This window comes from uncultured Lactobacillus sp. (assembly GCF_944327175.1).
Taxonomy (GTDB): domain Bacteria; phylum Bacillota; class Bacilli; order Lactobacillales; family Lactobacillaceae; genus Lactobacillus.
The window spans coordinates 1-22,005 of sequence record NZ_CALVGT010000016.1; the positions used below are offsets into that span (position 1 = coordinate 1).

19 protein-coding genes and 1 riboswitch are annotated in these 22,005 nt (G+C 50.9%); of the genes, 7 read left to right on the forward strand and 12 right to left on the reverse strand.

Translation table 11 applies throughout. The features are described 5' to 3' along the window. Nucleotides 1-1,809: YSIRK-type signal peptide-containing protein (locus Q0J41_RS02230; protein ID WP_296225589.1), on the reverse strand; the 1,809-nt coding region annotated here is incomplete at its 3' end. 223 nt (nucleotides 1,810-2,032) lie between these two features. Here Q0J41_RS02230 and Q0J41_RS02235 point away from each other — a divergent pair. Then, nucleotides 2,033-3,277 carry an IS3 family transposase gene (locus Q0J41_RS02235; protein ID WP_296225591.1) on the forward strand — a complete coding sequence of 415 codons (1,245 nt, stop codon included), beginning with the start codon at nucleotides 2,033-2,035 and terminating at the stop codon, nucleotides 3,275-3,277. A 156-nt stretch (nucleotides 3,278-3,433) separates the two neighbouring features. On the opposite strand, the gene guaA is transcribed toward Q0J41_RS02235, so the two are convergent. After that, complete coding sequence (guaA, locus tag Q0J41_RS02240) at nucleotides 3,434-4,987, reverse strand: glutamine-hydrolyzing GMP synthase (protein ID WP_296225594.1); 1,554 nt, start codon at nucleotides 4,985-4,987, stop codon at nucleotides 3,434-3,436. Further along, the gene (locus tag Q0J41_RS02245; RefSeq protein WP_296225596.1) at nucleotides 4,987-6,144 is read right to left on the reverse strand and encodes an IMP dehydrogenase; all 1,158 of its coding nucleotides are present in this window, start codon (nucleotides 6,142-6,144) and stop codon (nucleotides 4,987-4,989) included. Before Q0J41_RS02245 ends, guaA begins: the two co-directional genes overlap by 1 nt. A gap of 189 nt (nucleotides 6,145-6,333) precedes the next feature. Beyond that, nucleotides 6,334-6,431, forward strand: a riboswitch (purine riboswitch). Nucleotides 6,432-6,499: 68 nt separating this feature from the next. Between Q0J41_RS02245 and Q0J41_RS02250 the strand changes: the two genes are divergently transcribed. After that, complete coding sequence (locus Q0J41_RS02250; RefSeq protein ID WP_296225598.1) at nucleotides 6,500-7,069, forward strand: xanthine phosphoribosyltransferase; 570 nt, start codon at nucleotides 6,500-6,502, stop codon at nucleotides 7,067-7,069. 28 nt (nucleotides 7,070-7,097) lie between these two features. After that, on the forward strand, nucleotides 7,098-8,390 hold the full coding sequence (locus Q0J41_RS02255) for a nucleobase:cation symporter-2 family protein (RefSeq protein WP_296225600.1): 1,293 nt from the start codon (nucleotides 7,098-7,100) through the stop codon (nucleotides 8,388-8,390). 69 nt (nucleotides 8,391-8,459) lie between these two features. Here Q0J41_RS02255 and Q0J41_RS02260 read toward each other — a convergent pair whose 3' ends face one another. From Q0J41_RS02260 to Q0J41_RS02270, 3 genes are all read right to left on the reverse strand, one after another. Beyond that, nucleotides 8,460-8,819, reverse strand: a complete 360-nt coding sequence (locus Q0J41_RS02260) for a hypothetical protein (protein ID WP_296225602.1) — start codon at nucleotides 8,817-8,819, stop codon at nucleotides 8,460-8,462. After that, nucleotides 8,812-10,119, reverse strand: a complete 1,308-nt coding sequence (locus tag Q0J41_RS02265; protein WP_296225604.1) for a Y-family DNA polymerase — start codon at nucleotides 10,117-10,119, stop codon at nucleotides 8,812-8,814. The genes Q0J41_RS02260 and Q0J41_RS02265 overlap by 8 nt, the downstream gene beginning before the upstream one ends. A gap of 129 nt (nucleotides 10,120-10,248) precedes the next feature. Then, complete coding sequence (locus Q0J41_RS02270; RefSeq protein WP_296225606.1) at nucleotides 10,249-11,241, reverse strand: GMP reductase; 993 nt, start codon at nucleotides 11,239-11,241, stop codon at nucleotides 10,249-10,251. Nucleotides 11,242-11,426: 185 nt separating this feature from the next. On the opposite strand from Q0J41_RS02270, the gene Q0J41_RS02275 reads away from it, so the two are divergent. Then, the gene (locus Q0J41_RS02275; protein WP_296225608.1) at nucleotides 11,427-12,716 is read left to right on the forward strand and encodes an adenylosuccinate synthase; all 1,290 of its coding nucleotides are present in this window, start codon (nucleotides 11,427-11,429) and stop codon (nucleotides 12,714-12,716) included. A gap of 82 nt (nucleotides 12,717-12,798) precedes the next feature. Here Q0J41_RS02275 and greA read toward each other — a convergent pair whose 3' ends face one another. Then, nucleotides 12,799-13,260 carry a transcription elongation factor GreA gene (greA, locus tag Q0J41_RS02280; protein ID WP_296225610.1) on the reverse strand — a complete coding sequence of 154 codons (462 nt, stop codon included), beginning with the start codon at nucleotides 13,258-13,260 and terminating at the stop codon, nucleotides 12,799-12,801. Nucleotides 13,261-13,487: 227 nt separating this feature from the next. On the opposite strand from greA, the gene Q0J41_RS02285 reads away from it, so the two are divergent. From Q0J41_RS02285 to Q0J41_RS02295, 3 genes are all read left to right on the forward strand, one after another. Further along, nucleotides 13,488-13,913 carry an Hsp20/alpha crystallin family protein gene (locus tag Q0J41_RS02285; protein WP_296225612.1) on the forward strand — a complete coding sequence of 142 codons (426 nt, stop codon included), beginning with the start codon at nucleotides 13,488-13,490 and terminating at the stop codon, nucleotides 13,911-13,913. Nucleotides 13,914-14,009: 96 nt separating this feature from the next. Continuing rightward, on the forward strand, nucleotides 14,010-15,323 hold the full coding sequence (locus tag Q0J41_RS02290; RefSeq protein WP_296225614.1) for a C1 family peptidase: 1,314 nt from the start codon (nucleotides 14,010-14,012) through the stop codon (nucleotides 15,321-15,323). A 51-nt stretch (nucleotides 15,324-15,374) separates the two neighbouring features. Beyond that, entirely contained in the window at nucleotides 15,375-16,688 is a 1,314-nt protein-coding gene (locus Q0J41_RS02295; RefSeq protein WP_296225617.1) for a C1 family peptidase, read from the forward strand. A gap of 150 nt (nucleotides 16,689-16,838) precedes the next feature. Here Q0J41_RS02295 and Q0J41_RS02300 read toward each other — a convergent pair whose 3' ends face one another. The 5 genes from Q0J41_RS02300 to opp3b form a co-directional block, all read right to left on the reverse strand. Further along, nucleotides 16,839-17,309: a DUF975 family protein gene (locus Q0J41_RS02300; protein ID WP_296225619.1), complete on the reverse strand. Its 471-nt coding sequence runs from the start codon at nucleotides 17,307-17,309 to the stop codon at nucleotides 16,839-16,841. Between the two features lie 347 nt (nucleotides 17,310-17,656). Continuing rightward, nucleotides 17,657-18,610 (reverse strand): ATP-binding cassette domain-containing protein, encoded by a 954-nt coding sequence (locus tag Q0J41_RS02305; protein WP_296225621.1) that lies wholly within the window; start codon nucleotides 18,608-18,610, stop codon nucleotides 17,657-17,659. A 14-nt stretch (nucleotides 18,611-18,624) separates the two neighbouring features. Then, entirely contained in the window at nucleotides 18,625-19,668 is a 1,044-nt protein-coding gene (locus tag Q0J41_RS02310) for an ABC transporter ATP-binding protein (RefSeq protein ID WP_270447167.1), read from the reverse strand. A gap of 13 nt (nucleotides 19,669-19,681) precedes the next feature. Next, the gene (locus tag Q0J41_RS02315; protein ID WP_296225625.1) at nucleotides 19,682-20,713 is read right to left on the reverse strand and encodes an ABC transporter permease; all 1,032 of its coding nucleotides are present in this window, start codon (nucleotides 20,711-20,713) and stop codon (nucleotides 19,682-19,684) included. Between the two features lie 21 nt (nucleotides 20,714-20,734). Next, nucleotides 20,735-21,655 carry an oligopeptide ABC transporter permease gene (gene opp3b / locus Q0J41_RS02320; protein ID WP_296225628.1) on the reverse strand — a complete coding sequence of 307 codons (921 nt, stop codon included), beginning with the start codon at nucleotides 21,653-21,655 and terminating at the stop codon, nucleotides 20,735-20,737. Between the last annotated feature and the right edge of the window lie 350 nt (nucleotides 21,656-22,005).

Sequence of the window (22,005 nt, forward strand, 5' to 3'; positions counted from 1 at the left end):
AATCACCGTTTGCTTAATTACGACACTATCCGACAAAGCTAAATCATAAGTTTGCCCAACTTTATATGGCGCAATCGTACCGTCTTCATAAGGTAAGCCCAGGAACTTAGGTTTGGATACCAAATTATACCCCGTAACCGTTGGAGCATCACCCTTAACTTGGAAGCCTTGATAACCAAAGCCACTAATTTCCATTGGTTGAACAATGTCTTTTCCAGTTGCTTGGTCCACGTATCTAACCTTGGTCGAAGTTTCCTGTGGGATCGCACTTGCCCAGAAACCGATTGACTTCGTTTCGGCCGCCTTATCATTTTGATCGTAATTATTAGAGCCGTACGTAGGGTCCAATAAGCCCCCATCAAAGACTGGCAACAACCCATAATCAGGATCTTTAAAGTCCTTCAAAACAACCGCATACGACTTGCCTTGGTAGTTTTTAAAAATCAAATCATATTTACTACCACTGGCCCCTACGTAAACTTCCTTAGTATCGGTATTAGGCACTGCAGTCGTCGATGACGTATTCTGATTAATTCCAGTGTGGATGGTGTAGCTGTACAGATTATGATCAATTGGATTTTGACTCCGGGCCAACAAGATGACCCGGTGGTATGAGGTACTGTAATCGACATAAGCCGCAAAGAAGTATTTATCTGGGTGGCTAGTAATGATCCCCGGCTTTGACTTTGAAGTAGTGCCAAAAATCGTATCCAAAGTACTGTCTTGGAACCATTTAACGGTCGTATTCACCCAAGTCTTACCATCCCGCTTACCATCATGAAGGTGAGTAAGGTAATCAGTCAGTAACGGCTGAGAAACCAACTCATACGTTTGGGTACTCTTAGGTAAATCATCTGCCGTGTTCGGATTTCTCACCGCTAAGTTCGTCATAAAAATTCGCGATTGCGCCGCCCGCGATTGCGCCGCCAGAAATTTCGTCATCAAAATTCGCGATTGCGCCGCCGGAAATGTGGTTTCATTTACCGACACCGTTTGGCTGCTAGGCGTCGTGTTGGTGTTGCTTGCAGTGTGGTTAGCCGATACCGTCCCCGCTTGGCTGGCCGGTGAGGAGGTCGCATTGCCCGAGTTTGCCGGCGCTGAGCTCTGACTGGCCGCAGGCGACGTCACTTGGGTCTCCGGGGCTGCTTGACTGGCGTTCGCAGCAGAGCTGGTCGCACTGGCGGCCTTACTGTTGCTGGCCGGTGATCCACTCGCTACCCTAGTCGCTGACGAACCAGACGCGCCCGAGCCAGCGCTAGCCGTCGTGTTGGTGTTACTTGCAGTGTGGTTGGCGGGTGTCGGCCCCGCTCGGCGGGCCGGTGAGGAGGTCGCATTGCCCGAGTTTGCCGGCGCTGAGCTCTGACTGGCCGCAGGCGCCGGCACTTGGGTCTCCGGGGCTGCTTGACCGGCGTTCGCAGCAGAGCTGGTCGCACTGGCGGCCTTACTGTTGCTGGCCGGTGATCCACTTGCTACCTCAGTCGCTGACGAACCAGCGCTAGGCGTCGTGTGGGTGACACTTTCAGTCTGTTTGACCGATGCCGCCCCTTGGGTCGCCGGGGTTTCTTGACTGTCGGTCGCAGCAGAGCTGGTCGGACTGGCGGCCTTACTGTTGCTGGCCGGTGATCCACTTGCTACCCCAGTCGCTGACGAACCAGCGCTAGGCGTCGTGGCCGCGTGGGCAACCGGCGCTTGACTGACCAGATTATAACCAAAAATCGTAAATCCTAACAGAACGGAAGCCACTCCGATATTCAGCTTTCTTAAGCTAAACCGTTGCTTCTTTCGTAACGTTTGAAATTCCTTATTCATCGTCTAATCTCCTTCCTTTTGAGCAAGCCATCCAAATTGACTTATCATTATCATTATAAGCCCGTTTCGTTATGATTGACTAGTTATTATCATTATACACCCATTTCGTTATGATTGACTTATCATTATCATTATTTTCGTTATGTTTAATAGTTCGCTCAAAAGTAAGCACGGCATATGACGTGTACCCCCAGAGTTGGAAATCAACTCTGGGGGTATTTTTATGACTAAAATTAGTATTAACACTAAGATTAAAGCCGTTGAGGTGTATGCCAATGGAGCAGCTAGCCTAACTGCTATAAGGAGCAAATACGGAATCTCTAAACTAGAATTTCAAATTTGCGTGGGAATTTATGCAAAATTTGGTAAACAGGCACTGCTCAATCCACCTAAAGTGACTGGGGATTTCCGGCTGAATCTGGTAAAGTGGAAACAAGAAAATTTGGCGTCAATTTCTGAAACTTGTATTCACTTTGCCTTTCGATCGCCCGGTTCAATATTTAAATGGGAAGCGCTTTATAATAAGCAAGGCCCGCAAGCTTTATTAGAATTACACTGCGGAAGGAAACCTAAAAATGGTCACACAACACGACAAGGATCGAGACCAACAACTACTTCAACTCCAAAAACAGAATCAAGCTCTACAAAGAGAAAACGTATTATTAAAGATACAACTCGACGCCTCAAAAAAATTGACAGCCTTGAGAAAGCATCCAAAAAAGAACTTGCGCAAGTAATTAATGAACTCAAGTCTAAATACCTGTTAAAGGACTTGATTGATGCGCTCCCAATTTCGATGTCGACTTACCAATACTGGCAGAAACAGTTTAAGTACCCTAACGAAGATGAACTTGAGCTTAAAGCGGTAATCAAAGGGCTGTTTAACTACTATGAAGCCGAGTATGGAGTGCGACGACTTAGCGCCCAAGTGCGCGCTTATTATCAGCTAATCGGTAAAACAGCTCCTAATCACAAGCAAATCCAACGCCTCATGCATGAGCTGAATCTTAAATGTACTAAATACAATCAGCGGCGGCGCAAATACGATTCTTCCAAGGGCCCTAACGGTAAGAAGGCCAAGAACAAGCTTAATCGTCGCTTTATGAGTAATCATAAATATCAGGAAATGGTCTGTGACATTACTGAATTTAAGGCATATAACGGCCAAAAAGTCTATCTGGAAGTCATTAAAGATCTCGCCACTAAGCAGATTTTAACTTGGGCCATCGGTCAAAGCCCTACACCCCATTTTGCCTTAACACCACTGCAAAAGTTACTAGATCAGTTACCATATACTGGTTATCAATTAACTCTTCACACCGATCAAGGATGGCACTACCAACATATACAATCTTTAAACAAAAATATTGACCATCTGCGATCTAACATACTCTTGTGCAAATTACTCACTATAACCATTTTGCTTTTACCTTGCCGATTATCCAAACCGATATGCACATCGAAATAGCCCTTCATAATTGCGGCAAATTGTTTCTGGACTATATTTTTGCTAGTAGTAATCGCCTCGCTTTTAAAGCTCCAACTTTTCGCGTATTTTCCCACAAGAAAAAAACTACCTGGCAATAACCAGGTAGTTTCCACAGCGGAGAAAATTCCGCTTCTTTTATTCGTATTCAATCGTTGCCGGTGGCTTGCTCGTCACGTCGTACAGTACGCGGTTAACCTGCTTGACTTCGTTGACGATCCGTACGGAGATCTTCTGCAGAACATCCCATGGAATCTGGGCAAAGTCAGCCGTCATCCCGTCAATTGACGTAACGGCCCGGATGCAGACAGCGTAGTCGTAAGTCCGGCCGTCGCCCATGACCCCGACACTCCGCATCCCTGGCAAAGCAACAAAGTATTGCCAAATGCTTTCCTGCAAACCCGCGTTCTTGACTTCTTCCCGCAAGATCGCGTCCGCGTCCCGGACAATCCGCAGCTTCTCTTCAGTGATCTCACCGATCACCCGGATAGCTAGGCCAGGACCCGGGAATGGCTGCCGCCATACCAAGTCATGTGGCAGACCCAGCTTTTCACCCAAGACCCGGACTTCGTCCTTGAACAATTGCCGCAGCGGTTCAATCAGCTTAAACTGCATGTCTTCCGGCAAGCCCCCGACATTGTGGTGACTCTTGATCGTGTGGGCCGTGTCAGTCCCTGATTCAATCACGTCAGTGTACAAGGTCCCTTGGGCCAGGAACTTGGCGTCCTTGATCTTCTTAGCTTCGTCATTGAAGACCTGCACGAATTCGTTACCGATGATCTTCCGCTTCTTTTCTGGGTCGGTTACCCCAGCCAGCTTGGACATGAAGCGGTCCTTAGCATCAACTCTGACGATGTTCACGCCCAGCCCTTCTTTAAGAGCGGCCATAACTTCATCGCTTTCGTTCTTTCGAAGCAAGCCGTGGTCAACAAAAATCGCCGTCAACTGGCTGCCGATTGCCTTGTGCAAGAGAGTAGCCGTAACACTGGAGTCAACCCCGCCGGAGATCCCCAGGATCACATTAGCGTCGCCAACTTCTTCTCTGATTGAGTCAACAGACAGCTTGATGAAGTCGTCCATGGTCCAGTTGTCCTTGGCCCCGCAGACGTCAAAGGCAAAACGGCGCAGGATGTCCAGGCCGTATTCTGAATTGCGGACTTCAGCGTGGAACTGGACTGCGTAGAACTTCCGGGCTGGGTCAGCCATGGAAGCGATCGGGCAGTTCTTGCTTGAAGCCAGAACTTCAAAGCTTTCCGGCACCTTGGTTACCAAGTCCCCGTGGCTCATCCAGACAACCTGCTTTTCTGGCAAGCCCTTGTAAAGCGGGCTGTCAGCTTCCTTGACTTCAATGTGGGCTGAGCCGTATTCAGCTTCACCGGCCTTTTCAACCGTCCCACCCAGCTTCTGGGTCATCAATTGCATCCCGTAGCAGATGCCCAAGATTGGAATCCCTAGTTCAAAAATTTCCGGATCAACGTCCAGGGCGTTTTCATCGTAAACTGAGTTCGGGCCGCCGGAGAAGATGATCCCCTTAGGAGCGATCTTCTTCACTTCTTCTGCCGTAATCGTGTGTGGCAAAAGTTCTGAGTAGATGCCAAAGTCACGGATCCGGCGGGTGATCAATTGGTTGTACTGGCTGCCGAAGTCCAGCACGATGATCTTGTCAAAATTGCTTAAGTCGATTTTTGCCATTAGAAGTCGATACCTCCGTAGTTAGGTGCAGCCTTGCTCATCATCACGTCGTGCGGGTGGGATTCACGCAAGCCGGCGTTTGAAATGCGGACGAATTGCGCGGTTTCAATCAGCTTGTCGATGTTTTCAGCCCCGCAGTAGCCCATACCGGACCGCAGACCGCCCAAGATCTGGTAAACAACGTTGCTTACCGTACCCTTGTAGGAAACAACAGCTTCGATGCCTTCTGGCACCAGCTTATTGGCTTCGTTCACGCCGCCTTGGAAGTAACGGTCGCTTGAGCCGTGCTGCTGGGACATGGCGCCAACTGACCCCATACCACGGTAGGACTTGACCAGACGGCCGTCAGCACCTTGCTGCACATCCCCTGGAGCTTCTTCAGTACCTGACAGCATGGAGCCCAGCATAACCGCGTTGCCGCCGGCAGCCAAAGCCTTAACCACGTCACCTGAGTACTTGATCCCGCCGTCAGCGATGATCGGCTTGCCAAATTCCCGGGCTACGTCAGCCGCGTCGTAAATGGCAGTCAATTGCGGCACGCCGACACCGGCAACCACTCTGGTGGTGCAGATTGAGCCAGGCCCGATACCAACCTTGACTACGTCAACGCCGGCTTCAAACAAGGCCCGGGTGCCTTCGCCAGTTGCCACGTTGCCGGCAATCAAAGTGTTGTGCGGGAAGTGGTCGCGAATTTCCTTGATCTTGCGCAAAACACCGGCTGAGTGACCGTGAGCCGTGTCGATGACGATCGCGTCAGCACCGGCTTCAAACAGAGCTTCTGCTCTTTCAAAAGTGTCGCTGGTTACGCCGACAGCAGCAGCTACCAAGAGCTTGCCATCCTTGTCAACGGCAGCGTGGGTGTCTTCAGCAGTTACCGGAGTGTTCTTGGCCAGACGCACTTCATCGGCTTGCGCTTGAATTGAAAGGTTCTTGTGGACTACCCCAAGGCCGCCCATCTTAGCCATGGCTGCCGCCATCCTGCCTTCGGTCACCGTGTCCATCCCAGCGGAGATCAAAGGAATGTTCAGCTTCAAGTTTGGTGCCAGCTGGGTTGACAAGTCGACTTCGTTCGGCAGAACGTGACTTTCAGCCGGGATCAAGAGCACGTCGTCAAAAGTAATACCTTCTTTAGCAAATTTGGTTTCCCACAAAGACATGATTTTATCCTTTCAAACAATCGTTGATACTTTTTAATTAATCAACTTTACACGTTTTTCGCCACCAGGTCAACAAAAAGCGAATCATTCACTAATTTTTTTAATCTTTTAGGACTTTTTGCGCCAGATTAGCAATTTTTCAGCAAATTAGATTGAATTAATTCGGTTTTTGCTGTAACATTTAGCAATAACTTAACAAATGTTTTTGCTTATATATCGCTGCAATACGGGCAGCAGTCTCTACCCGGAGCCGTAAACTCCGGACTATAGGTGAAGAAGGGCCGGCGATTGCCGGCGCGGCTTCTTTTGCCTAGTTTGGTAAAAGGAGCCTTTTTCTTTTCTCGGAAGGAGTCACATGGAACTTTTAGAAGAACGCATTAAGAAGGATGGCGTCGTTTTACCAGGCGACGTCTTGAAGGTCAACTCATTCCTAAACCACCAGATCGATCCCCAATTGATGATGACCCTGGGCCAGGAATTCGCCCGCCTCTTCAAGGATGCTGGCGTCACCCGGGTCCTCACCGCTGAAGCCAGTGGGATCGCGCCTGGCATCATGGCCGCCTACTGCCTGGGCGTGCCGATGGTCTTTGCCAGAAAGAAGAAGCCTTCAACCGTCACTGACGCCGTCTACACAGCGGAAGTCTTCTCCTACACCAAGCAGGTGACCAACACCATTTCCGTGGAAGCCAAGTTCCTTGATGCAAATGACCGCATCCTGGTCATCGATGACTTCCTGGCCAATGGCGAAGCAGCCAAGGGCTTGATCTCCCTGGCTGAGCAAGCCGGCGCTGAAGTAGTCGGCGTGGGCGTTGTCGTGGAAAAGGCCTTCCAGGGCGGCCACGATTGGCTGCTTAAGCACGGCTATCACTTGGAAGCCTTGGCCAGCATCAAGGAATTCGCCGACGGGCAAGTCATTTTCAACTAATTTTGACAGTGGGAGTTATTAGATAAAAATGGATCAAACACAAGAACCTTCACAAGGCCGCTCTTTTGTCCTGGGCCTGCAGCACCTTTTGGCCATGTATTCCGGGGCCGTGGCTGTCCCAATCTTGATCGGCAATGCCCTGCACTTTAACTCAGAGCAATTGACCTACCTGGTCTCCATCGACATCTTCATGTGCGGCCTGGCTACCCTCTTGCAGCTGATGCGCAACCGCTACTTCGGGATCGGCCTGCCAGTTGTTTTAGGCTGCGCCATCCAGGCTGTTGCTCCTTTGGAAATGATCGGGCAGAAGTACTCCATCGGCACCATGTACGGGTCAATCATCGTGGCCGGGGTCTTCGTCTTCCTCATCGCCGGAGTCTTTTCCAAAATCAAAAAGCTCTTCCCGCCAGTTGTCACCGGGTCCTTGATCACCACTATCGGCTTGACCTTGATCCCGGTCGGCATCCAGAACCTTGGCGGCGGGTCAGCCACTGCCAAGGACTTCGGTGACCCGAAGAACCTCCTGGTCGGCTTCGTCACTATCTTAGTGATCGTGGCTCTGCAGGCCTTCGCCAAGGGCTTCATCGCCTCAATTTCCGTCTTGATCGGCCTCATCGTCGGCACTCTCCTGGCCGCCTGCCTGGGCATGGTTTCTTTGACCCCAGTTTCTGAAGCTGCCTGGCTGCACTTCCCACAGTTCTTCTACTTTGGCTTGCCAAAGTTTGAATGGTCATCTAGCTTGACTATGATGATCATCGCCCTGGTCTCCATGGTTGAATCAACCGGCGTTTTCTTCGCCTTAGGCGACCTCTTGGGCAAGGATATCACGGAAGATGACCTCAAGCGGGGCTACCGGGCTGAAGGGCTGGCCCAGATTTTCGGCGGCCTCTTCAACACCTTCCCTTACACCACCTTCTCCCAGAACGTCGGCCTCCTGCAATTGTCCGGCATCCGGTCTAAGCGGCCGATCTACTGGGCAGCCGGCCTCTTGATGACCATGGGCCTTCTGCCAAAAGTCGGTGCCCTGGTCACCATCATGCCAACGGCCGTTTTAGGCGGGGCCATGGTGGTCATGTTCTCCTCCATCGCCGTACAGGGGATCAAGATGCTGCTCAAGGTCGACTTCAGCGACAACCACAACCTCTTGATCGTGGCCATCTCCCTGGGTCTGGGCTTAGGCGTCTCCGTCTACCCAACCATCTTCCAGGCTCTGCCAAGCGAACTGCAGCTTTTTCTGGAAAACGGGATCGTCATCGCCTCAATTTCTTCCGTCCTTTTGAACTTGATCTTCAAGGGCAAAAAGGGACTGGACGAAAAATAACTTTGGCAATTAAACACAGATAAACATCAGAAGCCTCCTTCGCCATGAAGCGGGGCTTCTTTTTTGTCCTTAATCATTTAAAAGCAGGACGCAGCGCAAGTCGTCTAGCGCAATGACGTGTTCGCCAATCACCACCTTGTCTTCCGCGTAGCCCCGGACAAAGCCAACTATTTCCTCCGGCCGGTCTCCGTTTTCATCCACTTCCTTCAACTGGACGGCCACTGGGTGCTGATTGGCAAAAGCTGCTCCCAGCACTTTCCCGCACTCTTCCCGGCTCATCTCCGCCCGGTCCGGCACGCTTTTCTGCCTGGTTTCTTTATTGATCATGGCCGTGTGGTCGCTTAGGAAAAAGCCCGCCCACTTCTTCATCCCCCGGTCTTGATAATGGGCAAAAAAATCCGTCACCCGCCGGTCAAATTCCTTACTCATAGGCGTTGCCACCATTGTGGCCGCCGACCAAGCGGCTTCTGGCAATTGCCGTGGCCCCAGGCAAAAGGCTGGAAGCTCTGACGACACTGGCAAAACCATACTTCTTCCGTAATTTGTCGACCACCTGGTCCCGCTTCTGCTGCTTGATCTGCTCGGCTGGCGAAAGGAAAAAGGTCAGCTGCTGGCAGCCAGCTGGCGCCAAATTGCTGTAGGTCACCCCCAGCCGTCTGACCGCCTGCCCCCGCCACTTTCTTCTGAAAAGGGCCCAGAGCTTGGCCACCAAATCGCTGGAAATATCAGTCGGCATGATCTTCTCTTGAATGCTGAAGCCAGCTGGATCTGCCTCGTAGTCAGCGTAACCGACATAAAGGCTGACCCGGCCAGCCAGCAAATGCTGGGCCCGGATTCTGGCCGCGACCTGGTCGCTGATTTCCTGAATAACAATCTCAATTTCCCGCTGGTCTTCATAGTCCCGGTTCAAGATTTGGGAGTTTCCGTAGCTTTTGCTTTTGGGCCGGTACTTCTGCTTGATGATGCTCCGGTCCACCCCCCAGCTCATTGCAAAAAGCTGGTCGCCGATCACTCCGAACTCCTTCTTCAAAACAGCCGGATCGCTGTGAGCCAGGTCATACATGTTATTGATCCCCAGCCGGCGCAGGCGGTTGGCCGTCTTGACATTGATCCCCCAAACATCTTCCAGCTTGGGAATCTTCCAGATAGTATCGGGCACGTCAATATAGTGCCAGCAGGCAATCATCGAAGTCCGGTGCTTGGCGGAAATGTCCATGGCCAGTTTGGCCAAAAGGGGGTTCTCCCCAATCCCGCAAGTCGTGTACAGGCCCAGGCTGTCATGAATATCTTTTTGAATCTTCCGGGCCACCAGATAAGGGTCATCCCCAAACAAATGCCAGGACTCTGTCATATCGATCATGCTTTCATCGATCGAATAGACATGGATATCCTCATCTGCCGCGTACTTGCGGAAAATCTGCAAAACCTCCATGCTGCGCTTGATGTAAAGATTCATATGCGGCTCAACCAGCATCAGATCCGGGGCCTGGTCTTTAGGCGGCAAGTCCCTGGCCCGCATGACATTGCTCAGGCCGTACTTTTTCTTGGCCAAAGGCGAGGCAGCCATAATCAGGCCCGCCCCCCAGTCAGTCCCCGTCTGCTGAGACACGACGGCTAAAGCGACTTCCATCGGGTTCAGTCCCAAACGCAGGGCCTCGCAGGAGGCATAGAAAGATTTGTTGTCGATCATGAAAATAACCCGGTGGGGCTCATAACGGTAATCGTACATCAAAATCCACTTCCTTTTTTGAACATTTGTTCTAATAAATTATATCGAACTTTTGTTCTGAAAAGCAAGCGAACAGAAAATAAAAGCAAAAATAAAAAGAGGCCTCAGCCTCTTTTTACAAAATTCAGTTTAATAGTCGCCGTTCATGATCGTGTTCTTAACGATGACGTAGTCGACCCGCTTGATTGATTCCAGGTCCCGGCCACCAGCGTAAGAGATAGAAGACTGCAGGTCTTCCTTCATTTCTTCCAAGGTGTCAGCAATGCTGCCCCGGTAAGGGACCAGCATCTGCTTGCCTTCAACGTTGCGGTAGGCACCCTTTTGCACTTCACTGGCTGAACCCCAGTATTGTTTGTAGGTCTTGCCGTCGATCTTGATCATGTTGCCCGGGGATTCTTCATGCCCGGCCAGCATCGACCCGATCATGACCATGCTGGCCCCGAAGCGGACAGACTTGGCGATGTCACCGTTGTGGCGGATCCCCCCGTCAGCGATCAACGGCTTTCTGGCCACCTTGCTGCACATTCTGAGGGCAGCCAGCTGCCAGCCGCCAGTCCCGAAACCAGTCTTGAGCTTGGTGATGCAGGCCTTGCCCGGGCCAACCCCGACCTTGGTTGCGTCAGCGCCGGCATTTTCCAGTTCCCGGACGGCTTCCGGCGTTGCCACATTGCCGGCCGTCAGGAAGGTGTCCGGCATTTTTTCCTTAATGTACTTGATCATGTCGATCACATAGACTGAGTGCCCGTGGGCCACGTCGATCGTGGTGTATTCCGGGATCAAGTCCTTTTCCACCAGTTCGTCGATGAAGTCATATTCATCGTCTTTGATGCCGACGGAAATCGATGCAAAAAGTCCCTTCTCATGCATCATCTTGATGAAGTCGGCCCGCTTTTCGGGCTGGAAGCGGTGCATGACATAGTAATAGCCATTTTGGGCCAGCCAGACCGCCAGCTTTTCGTCAATGACGCTTTCCATATTGGCGGGAACGACTGGAATCTTAAAAGTTCGGTTTCCAAACTTGACGCTCGTGTCACATTCCTTCCGGCTCTTCACGATGGCCTTGTTGGGCACCAGTTGGATATCATCATAATCAAAAGCTTCCATGCTGAAATAATTGCTCATCTTTTGCCAGCTCCTTTTTTAAAATACCTTTGATACTTTACTGACATTTTCCATAAAAGTCAAGGCTTATTCGAACCATTCACGAACGTTTTGAAAATATTATTCGGATTTCCTGTTGACTAATTGCCCGGTAAATGCTAACCTTTCTAACGTAAGTTCTACGAAATATTTTTTGAGGTGAAAAAATGACATCAATCGCAGTTGTCGGCAGCCAATGGGGCGACGAAGGCAAGGGTAAGATTACAGACTTTTTAGGAACGACGGCAGACCTGTCAGTTCGCGCTAACGGTGGTAACAACGCTGGCCACACGATCGACTTTGACGGCAAGGAATTCAAGATGCGCTTGATTCCATCCGGGATCTTCGCGGCTAAATTGGGCGCCGTGATCGGCAACGGGGTGGTTATCAACCCTGAAGTCCTCCTGGGCGAACTGGACAACTTGGAAAAGAGCGGGATCGACACCAGTAACTTGAAGATCTCTAACCGCGCTCACGTCATCATGCCTTACCACGTAATGCAAGACACTTATGAAGAAGAAGCCAAGGGCAGCTTGAAGGTCGGCACCACCAAGAACGGGATTGGGCCAACTTACATGGACAAGGCTTCCAGAATCGGCATCCGGGTCTGCGACCTGATTGATCCGGAAACTTTTGCGGAAAAGCTCCGCTTCAACCTGGAAAGCAAGAACGCCCTCTTCACCAAGGTTTACGGCAAGCCAGCCATGGACTTTGACGAAATCTACAACAAGTACGTTGAATACGGCAAGCGGATCGCCAAGTACGTTTGCGACACTTCCCTCTACGTCAATGACGCCCTGGACAAGGACGAAAAGGTTCTCTTTGAAGGTGCCCAAGGGATCATGCTGGACATCGACCAGGGTACCTACCCATTCGTAAGTTCTTCTAACTCAGTTTCCGGCGGGATCGCTTCCGGCAGCGGGATCGGGGCCAACCGGATCAAGACTGTCCTGGGTATCTGCAAGGCCTACACTACCAGAGTTGGTGCCGGCCCATTCCCAACTGAACTGCACGATGAAACTGGCGACAAGATCCGGGACATCGCCCACGAATATGGTACTGTTACTGGCCGTCCGCGCCGGGTCGGCTGGTTTGACTCAGTCGCCCTCCGTCACGCTAAGCGCGTAGCCGGCATCAACGCTTTGAGCTTGAACCTGCTGGACGTCTTCAGCGGCTTTGACAAGATCAAGATCTGCGTGGCCTACGACTTAAACGGCGAACAGATCGACTACTACCCAGCCAACTTGAAGGAAGTTGAAGCTTGCCAGCCTGTTTACGAAGAACTGCCAGCCTGGGAAGAAGACATCACCGGCGCCAAGAGCTGGGAAGACCTGCCAGAAAAGGCCCAGGCCTTCGTCAAGCGGATCAGTGAAATCACTGGTATCCCTGTCGTGACTGTTTCTGTCGGCCCAGACCGGGAACAAACCATCGTTTTGCAAGACCCATGGACCCTGTAAGACGGTAAAAAATATTAACATAAAAACCGTTTCGCCAGGCGAAACGGTTTTTCTTGTGCGATATATTCTATTTTGCTGTTTTCTACTTGACCGACAAAATGGTCACTTCATAGTTCCCCATCGGAGCCTCAACCGTCACCCGGTCCCCGGCCTTGTGCTTCATCAAGGCGTGGCCCAAAGGCGAGTCAAAGGGCAGTTTTCCGTCCCCTACAGCCTCTTCCATCCGGCCGACGATCCGGTATTCTTCGACCTCCTGGTCGTCTTCATAACGGATTTCCACCTGCTTGCCCAGGTTAACCTTGCCATCGTTGACCGTTTCGATGACTTCCGCGTATTTCAGCTGCTTGTTCAAGTAGCGGACCCGGCTGTCCAGGTGGCGGAGTTCTCTTTTAGCGGTTGAGTATTCAGTGTTTTCGGACAAGTCGCCCAGGGCCCGGGCCTCCTTTAGGTTCTGCACCCGGCGGGGCCGGTCAGCCTTCAAGGCCGCGATCTCGTCTTCAATCTGCTTGTAGCCCTCAGGGGTCATTTTCTGATAATATACCATGCTTGCCAGTCGCCTTTCACTTCCATTTTTAAATCATTATAGCCCGCCCAGGCTTTTTTGCCAAAAAATTAATTTAGCAGTCAAAAAAGTCGAGTGCTAATTACGCCATTTTTTAAAAAAGAGACTATAATATAGTTGTCGGGAAAGAAAGCGGCTCCACCGCTTCTCTCCCCGCCTCTGTTTGTAAAAGGCAATTTGAATAATTTGTTGAAGGGAAGTTTTAGATTATGACTAATGATTTAATGAACCGTTACAACGACTTGTTCGATCACATGGGCGGCTGGCTCGACAACTCCAAGGACTTCTTGGACAGCCACGCTTTCAGAAACATTTTGCAATCAGACGTTGCTGAAGATGAGCACGAATACACCGTCAAGGTCGACGTGCCGGGGATGAGCAAGGATGACATCCATCTCTCCTACACTGACGGGATTTTGACGATTTCCGGCCACCGCAGCACTTTCAAGGATGACAGCGACAAGAAGAAGAACCTCCTGCGCCAGGAACGCAGCGAAGGGTCAGTTTCCAGAAGCTTCAGCCTGCCGAACGTTGACAAGAAAGGCATCAGCGCTAAGCTTGACGGGGGCGTTTTGACGATTACCCTGCCAAAGGCAACTCCAGAAGAAAACGAAGACACGATTACTATCGAATAAGCCCAGAGTGCTTAGAGAAGCCCGCGAGGGCTTCTTTTTTTGCCCTCTTTAGCGTAAGATTATTCTGTAATCATCTATTGTTAAAGGAGATTTTTCATGTCACACGAATTAAGCCCCCAGCTGCTGGAGTCCTTCAGCCGGGACTTCAACGCTGATCCTAAAAATCAAGTAATTTCTCGGGCCGCCAGAAGAAGCGGCCTCTTGGAAGCCGCCTACAATCCGGCCGTCAGCCAGCGGCTGAACCGGACTTTTTCCATCGAGCTGGACACTGACAATGTCACCAACCAGCAGCAATCCGGCCGCTGCTGGCTCTTTTCAACCCTGAACGTGGTCCGGCACAATTTTGGCAAGGCCAACAAGGCTAAGAACTTCACCTTCTCTCAGAGCTACAACTTCTTCTGGGACAAGATTGAACGGGCCAATTACTTCTACGACCGGATTATCGAAACGGCTGACCGGCCTTTAGATGACCGGACGGTCCGCGGCTACTTTGACTGGTGCCGGACTGATGGCGGCCAGTGGCACATGGCGGCTTCCCTCATCGCCAAATATGGGGTAGTGCCGGCTTACGCCATGCCGGAAAGCTTCAACAGCAACCACAGCCAGGCTTTGGACACGGTTTTGGCCGACAAGGAAAGAAAAGACGCCTTGACCCTGCGCCGGCTGGCTCAAGCAGGTGATTCAGAAAAGCTGGAAGCGGCCCGGACCGACTTTTTAAGCCAGATCTACCGAATCATGGCTACAGCCTTGGGCGAACCGCCGAAGACTTTTGACCTGGAATTCAGAGACGACGACAAGAATTACCACTTGGACAAGGGCTTGACTCCGGTCCAGTTCTACCAAAAGTACTGCGCGACCGACCTGGACGACTATGTGGTTTTGGCGAATGCCCCAGACCATGAAATGAACCGGGTCTTGCACCTGGGCTTTGAAGACAACATCAAGGGCGGCTACCCTAACCTCTTCATCAACGTGCCGATGGAATATCTGGAAGACGCGGCTATTGCCCAGCTGAAGGACGGGGAAGCTGTTTGGTTCGGCAATGATGTTGGCCGGCAGATGGACCGCAAGACCGGCTTTATGGACCTGGATCTCTACCAACTGGACCAGCTTTTGGACATCGACAGCCACTTGTCCAAGGCTGACCGCCTGGCTACCGGGATTGGGGAATCTTCCCACGACATGGCCCTGGTCGGCGTTGACGTGGACGGCGGGCAAGTCCGGCAATGGAAGGTGGAAAACTCCTGGGGCGACAAGTCTGGGGAAAAGGGCTACTTCACCATGAGCGCTGACTGGTTCAGAGAATACACCTACGAGGTTGCCGTGCAAAAGAAGCACGTGCCAGCGGAAATCCTGGGCCTGCTCAAGAGCCAGCCGATCGAACTTGATCCTTGGGATTCCTTGATTTAAGCAAGTATGTTAAAATTGACTTATTAATATTAAAACAAAAGGAGAAAAAATATGAGTCATGAATTAACTCTGCAGGAATTGGCGGAATTCAGCGCCAATTTCAATGCTGACCCAAAGAACCAAGTCATCGCCCGCGCTGCCGCCAGAAGCGGGGTTCTGGAAGCTTCCTACAACGAACGCGTGGCTGGCCGCCTGACCCGGGTCTTTTCAACTGAATTGCCAACGGACAACGTCACCAACCAAAAGCAGTCCGGCCGCTGCTGGCTTTTCTCAACCTTGAACGTCTTGCGCCACGACTTCGGCGCCAAGCATAAGGCCAAGAATTTTACCCTGTCCCAAAGCTACAACTTCTTCTGGGACAAGCTGGAAAGAGCCAACCTTTTCTATGAAAAAGTGATCGAAACCGCTGATAAGCCATTAGACGACCGGGAAGTCCGCAGCTACTTCGACTTCGCCGGCCACGACGGCGGCCAATGGCACATGGCTATCTCTTTGGTCAAGAAGTACGGTGTCGTGCCAAGCTATGCTATGCCGGAAAGCTTCAACACTTCTGCTACTGCCGGCTTGGCCAGCGCCCTGGCTGACAAGGAAAGAAAAGATGCCCTGGCTTTGCGCCGCCTGGCTCAAGCAGGTGACCAGGAAGGGCTGGAAAAGGCCCGCAAGACCTTCTTAAACGAAATCTACCGGATGGTCGCCATCGCCGTTGGTGAACCGCCAAAGACTTTTGACCTGGAATACAGAGACGACGACAAGAACTACCACCTGGAAAAGAACCTGACCCCAGTCTCCTTCTTCAACAAGTACTTTGACGTCGACCTGGACGACTACGTGGTCTTGACCAACGCCCCAGACCACGAATACGGCAAGCTCTACCACCTGGGCGCTGAAGACAACGTTGAAGGCGGCAGCCCAATCCTCCTCTTGAACGTGCCGATGGAATACCTGGAACAAGCCGCTGTCGCCCAATTAAAGGACGGGGAAGCTGTCTGGTTCGGCAACGACGTCCTGCAGCAAATGGACCGCAAGACCGGCTACCTAGACACTGACCTCTACAAGCTGGAAGACCTCTTCGCCGTTGACCTCAGCCTGTCCAAAGCTGACCGTCTGGCAACCGGCGTTGGTGAAGTTTCCCACGCCATGACCCTGGTCGGGGTTGACGAAGATAACGGCGACATCCGCCAATGGAAGGTGGAAAATTCCTGGGGTGACAAGTCCGGAGAAAAGGGCTTCTTCGTCATGAGCCACAACTGGTTCAAGGAATACGTCTACGAAGTCGTTGTCCACAAGAAATATTTGACCAAGGACCAGCAAGAGTTGCTCTCTTCAACTCCTGTTGAACTTGCTCCTTGGGACTCATTAGCCTAATGGGTACGCTGATTATCGTCGGCCTGATCTCGCTCGTCATGCTGGGCCTGGTCATCGCCGCCCTTCACCGGGATTAAGCACGAAAAAACCGCTCAGTTCTCTAACAGAACTTGAGCGGTTTTTTCATGTAATTTTGCTTTAGACTAAAACTTAATCCTTGCTCTTAAACTGGTCGCCGGCCAAAGTACGGTAGAACTCAGCGTGAGCCGCGTTGTAGTAAGGAACCAGCCAGAGGAAGCCGATCCCCAAGGACAGGACGGCCAGAATGTTCCAGCCGATAAAGCTCAATTCGAAGACAAACAGTTCCCACTTGTGCCCGTTCATCAACTCCCGGCTCTTAGTAATAGCTTCAGTTGGTGCTGGTTCCTTGCCAGCATCCAGCATGTCCTTCAAGATATACGGCGCCATGGAGTAGCTGAAGGCCTTGATGATCCCTGGAATAACGAGCAGTAGAGTCCACATGACCGTAAAGAAAAAGGTCAAGAAGCTGGTTAAAAAGGTCGGCAAAAAGCGGCTGTTGGTAAAACCGGAAAAAATCCCGGTAAAGATGTTAGTAGTCTCTTCCTTGTCGACCAGGTGCAGGTAGGTATAGGTTACCCCGGCAATGATCAAGGCGTTCAACAGTGAACCAACTATTCTCGTGCTTACTGAGACGACACTGAGGTCAGTTCCCTACACGGCCGTGAAGCCAGCCGGCACCCCGTTGAAAATCCAGGAGAAGACAGCGGTCATGAAAGTCAGGCCAACTGCCCAGCCCCACTTGCCTTTTAACTTACTCTTAGCCGGGCCTTCAAGGCCGGGCGGTCAATTTTTATATTTTCCATCATAAATACCCTCGAATTCGCAAACTGCCCGCGGGCAGTAGTATTATCTTGTCATGATTATATCATAGCAAGGACATCCTTATCAGCAAAAATAGGCAAAAAAAGAGAGCTCGCTGGAGCTCTCTTTTTATTTGCTTTGTCAAACTACTTTTCGTAGCTTTGGGCAACCTTTTCGTAGTAGGCAACTTCATCGTCAGTACACTTAACAAAGTGGCCTGGACGGATTTCGTGCATGGACCGTTGGTCATCCTTGCCGTCGCCTTCGAACTTGCCGTATTCGTAGTCGATCCGCTTCCGGGACCGTTCGATTTCCGGGTCTGGTTGCGGCACGGCAGAGATTAAACTCTTGGTGTAGTCGTGCAGCGGGTGGTCGTAAACTTCGTCAGCACTGCCGACTTCCAGCAGCTTACCGTAGTGCATAACCCCGATCCGGTCAGAGATGAACTTAACCATGGACAAGTCGTGGGCGATGAAGAGGTAAGTCAAGTCACGCTGCTTCTTCAAGTCGATCATCAAGTTGACAACCTGGGCTTGAATAGACACGTCCAAGGCTGAAATAGGTTCGTCGGCCACGATGAACTTCGGTTCAACGGCCAAGGCCCGGGCGATCCCGATTCTTTGCCGCTGACCACCGGAGAATTCGTGTGGGAAACGGGAAGCGTGGTTACGGTTCAAACCAACCGTTTCCAACAGGTCTTCGACCCGCTTGCGCCGTTCTGCCTTGTCCTTAACCAAGTGGTGGATGTCCAGCCCTTCCGCGATAATGTCTTCAACCGTCATTCTTGGGTTAAGAGAAGCGTATGGGTCCTGGAAGATCATCTGCGCGTCGCGGCGGAAAGCCAATTGTTCGTCGCGGCCATGCAGCTTGGTCACATCCTTGCCTTCAAAGAGGACTTCACCGGCCGTTGGCTTGTACAGCTGCAAAATTGACCGGCCAGTAGTGGTCTTACCAGAACCTGATTCACCAACCAGGCCGAAGACTTCACCTTGATAGATGTCGAAGCTGACATCATCGACACCCTTGGTGACGGTGCGTCCGTTCTTGAAGTATTGCTTCAAGTGCTTGACCTCTAAAATCTTTTTTCTTTCTTCTGGCATATTCTGCTTCTCCTTTAATCCTTGTCAGCTGCTTGCAGTTCCTTGTAGTGTTCCCAGCGACGCACGATTTCATCAGGCGGAGTAACCTTTGGCGCGTCTGGGTGCAGGAGCCAGGTAGCAGCTTGGTGGGTTTCTGAAACCTTGAAGAATGGCGGCTTCATCTGCGCGTCGATCTTCATCGCGTACTTGTTTCTCGGGGCAAATGGGTCGCCCTTTGGCGGATCAAGCAAGTCTGGCGGGGTCCCTGGAATTGATTCCAGCTTTTCACTGGTCAAGGTCGGCATGGAGTTGATCAAGCCCCAAGTGTAAGGGTGTTGCGGGTTGTAGAAGATTTCGTCAACCGTCCCCTTTTCCAAAAATTCCCCGGCGTACATAACGTTAACGCGGTCAGCCATCCCGGCAACGACACCCAAGTCGTGGGTGATGAAGATGATGGAAGTCTTGACTCTCTTTTGCAAGTCCTTCATCAAGTCCAGGATTTCAGCTTGCACAGTAACGTCCAAGGCAGTGGTTGGCTCGTCGGCCAAAAGGATTTCCGGTTCACAGATCAAGGCAATGGCGATAACGATTCTTTGCCGCATACCACCAGAGAATTGGTGCGGGTATTGGTTGATTCTTTCTTCAGCGTTCGGAATACCAACGGCCTTCATCATTTCCAAGGCCTTAGCCCAGGCCTCCTTCTTAGAAGCGCCCTTGTGCTTGATCAATGGTTCAGCAATCTGCTGGCCGATCTTCATGGTCGGGTCCAAAGAAGTCATTGGGTCCTGGAAGATCATGGCGATCTGGTTACCACGGATCTGTTGCCATTCCTTTTCGGAAATCTTCAGCAGGTCCTTGCCGTGGAAAAGGATTTGCCCGCCCATGATCTGGGAGTTCTTGGCCAAAAGGCCGATGATGCTCCGGGTGGTAACGGACTTGCCTGAACCGGATTCACCAACGATCGCTAAAGTTTCACCTTCATCAAGGTGGAATGAAACGTCACGAATGGCCTTAACTTCACCAGCGTAAGTGTGGAAGTCAATCTTTAAGTTTTTAACGTCTAAAATTCTATTTGCCATATGTTCGTCTCCCTTATCTTTGGCCCTTAGGGTCGAAGGCATCACGCAGACCGTCGCCGAGCAGGTTGAAGGCAATCATCAAAACGCAGAGGACTGCTGCTGGGTACCACATTTGGTATGGCAGGAACTGGAAGTTCTTCTGCCCTTCGTTCAAAAGCACACCCAGGGAAGTTTCAGGCGCGGAAATACCGATACCGATGAAACTCAAGAAGGCTTCGAAGAAGATGGCACTCGGGATGGTGTACATGGTTTGAATGATGATGATACTGGACAGGTTTGGAATCAGGTGCTTGGTAGCGATCTTAAAGGTTGATTCACCCAAGGACCGGGCCGCCAGAACGTATTCTTCATTCTTCAAAGACAGTGTCTCGGCACGGATCTGCCGGGCCATCGTGGTCCAGGATGAAATAGCCAGGGCCAGGATAATGGAAGCGATACCAGGTTTCAAAACAACCAGCATCAAAACAACGATAACCAGAGTTGGAATTGAAGAAATGATTTCGATGATCCGTTGCATGATGTTATCAGTCATGCCGCCCTTCCAGCCGGAGATGATCCCGTAGGTAACCCCGATGGCCAGGTCGAAGAAGGCGGCAACCACGGCAACGATCAAGGAGATCTTGGTACCGTAGATGATTCTTTGTGCCAATGACCGGCCCAGGTAGTCGGTCCCGGCAACGAAGTACTTGCCAGCTGGCACTGAAGCGTAAGCATCAGTCCAAACGCCGTTTTGCTTGATCTTCCCGTTCAAACCATTGAGCCAGTCAAAGCCCTTCCACTTGGCCGGCAGGTTGGCGTATTGCGGGGCTGACTTAACCAAGCTGGAGTTGTTGATCCAGAAGCTGGAGCCAAAAGCGATAACCACCATCACGATGATGATAACGGCAGAAATCACGGCTGCCTTGTTGCTCTTGAATCTGATCCACACGTTCTGCATGAAAGAAAGTGAGGGACCTGAAATGTGTTCCGCGCTTTGGGTGTCACCCTTTTCCACGTGTTCAAAGGATTCAGGTGTGATCTTTACGTTACTTGCGTCTTGATCCATTGATTTTAACCTCGCTTTCCATTAGTCAGTCAGTCTGATCCGTGGGTCGATCAGACTGTACACGATATCAGTGAGCAGCAGGATTACCACTAAACCGAAGCAGTAAACCATACTTACACCCATGATGGTCGGGTAGTCGTTGGTCAGGATTGACTTGGTGAACTGTTCCCCGATCCCAGGAATGTTGAAGATGTTTTCGATAACCATTGAACCAGTCATCAAAGCAACGGCGTATGGCCCGATCAAGGTAACCAATGGAATCATTGAGTTACGCAGGGTGTGCTTTCTGATGACTTCGATCCGGCTAAGCCCCTTGGCCTTGCCCAGTTCAACGTAGTCGGAACTCAAGGTGTCGACCATTTCCGTTCTGATAAATCTGGCTGTTTCGGCCAGCGGCCCAACCGAGAGGGCGATCGTTGGCATGATCGTCTGTGATACTTCACCCCAGCCGGCGATTGGGAACCAGCCCAGCTTCAAACCGATGTAGTATTGAAGCAATACCGCCAGAACGAAGTTAGGAACCGACTTACCGATGATGGAAACGATCGTCGCGGTGGAGTCAATCCAGGTACCTTGGTTCATGGCCGCGATTGAGCCAATGATGATCCCCAGGATAACCCCGACAACCAGAGCCTGCAGACCCAGTTGAGCGGAAGCGCCCAAACGTGCACCGATCAAGCTGGAAACAGGCTGGTTGCTGTATTGGAAGGAAATCCCAAAGTCACCATGCGCGGCGCCGGCCAGATAGGTGATGTATTGTTCAATAACAGGTTTGTCCAAGCCGTATTGCTTGTTCATAATTGCCTTTTGAGTAGCCGTCATCTTTGCTTCGTTGGCGTACGGAGAACCAGGCATCATCTTCATTAAGAAGAAGGTAATCGTCGCAACGAGGAACAAAGTGAGGATCATGTAGAAAATACGTTTTAGTAAGTATTTAGCCATAGTATTGCTCCTTACACTTTTTTCGCTTTAATCAGCATTACATTTTTAATGTTTTTCTTATTATACCAAAAAATAAAGAAATTACCATACGATGATATAAAACTGTGCCCCTAAAAGTCAAGCATTACGGGCTTTTTGTCCGTTTTTTCCATCATTTGGCAACTAACTTAAACTTTGCTTTTTTCTTTATATAGTCTATCTGGAACTTAGACTGACCTTTTTAAAATAAGCGTTCGGCTAAGATAAAAATGTTAGTCTTTTTTCCTGTAAAAACTAATTTTCTTAACTTTTCGCCAGCAGTTTCCCTGAACTGCCTCCCTCCTTTTTGCCAAAAAATATCCTATTTCCGG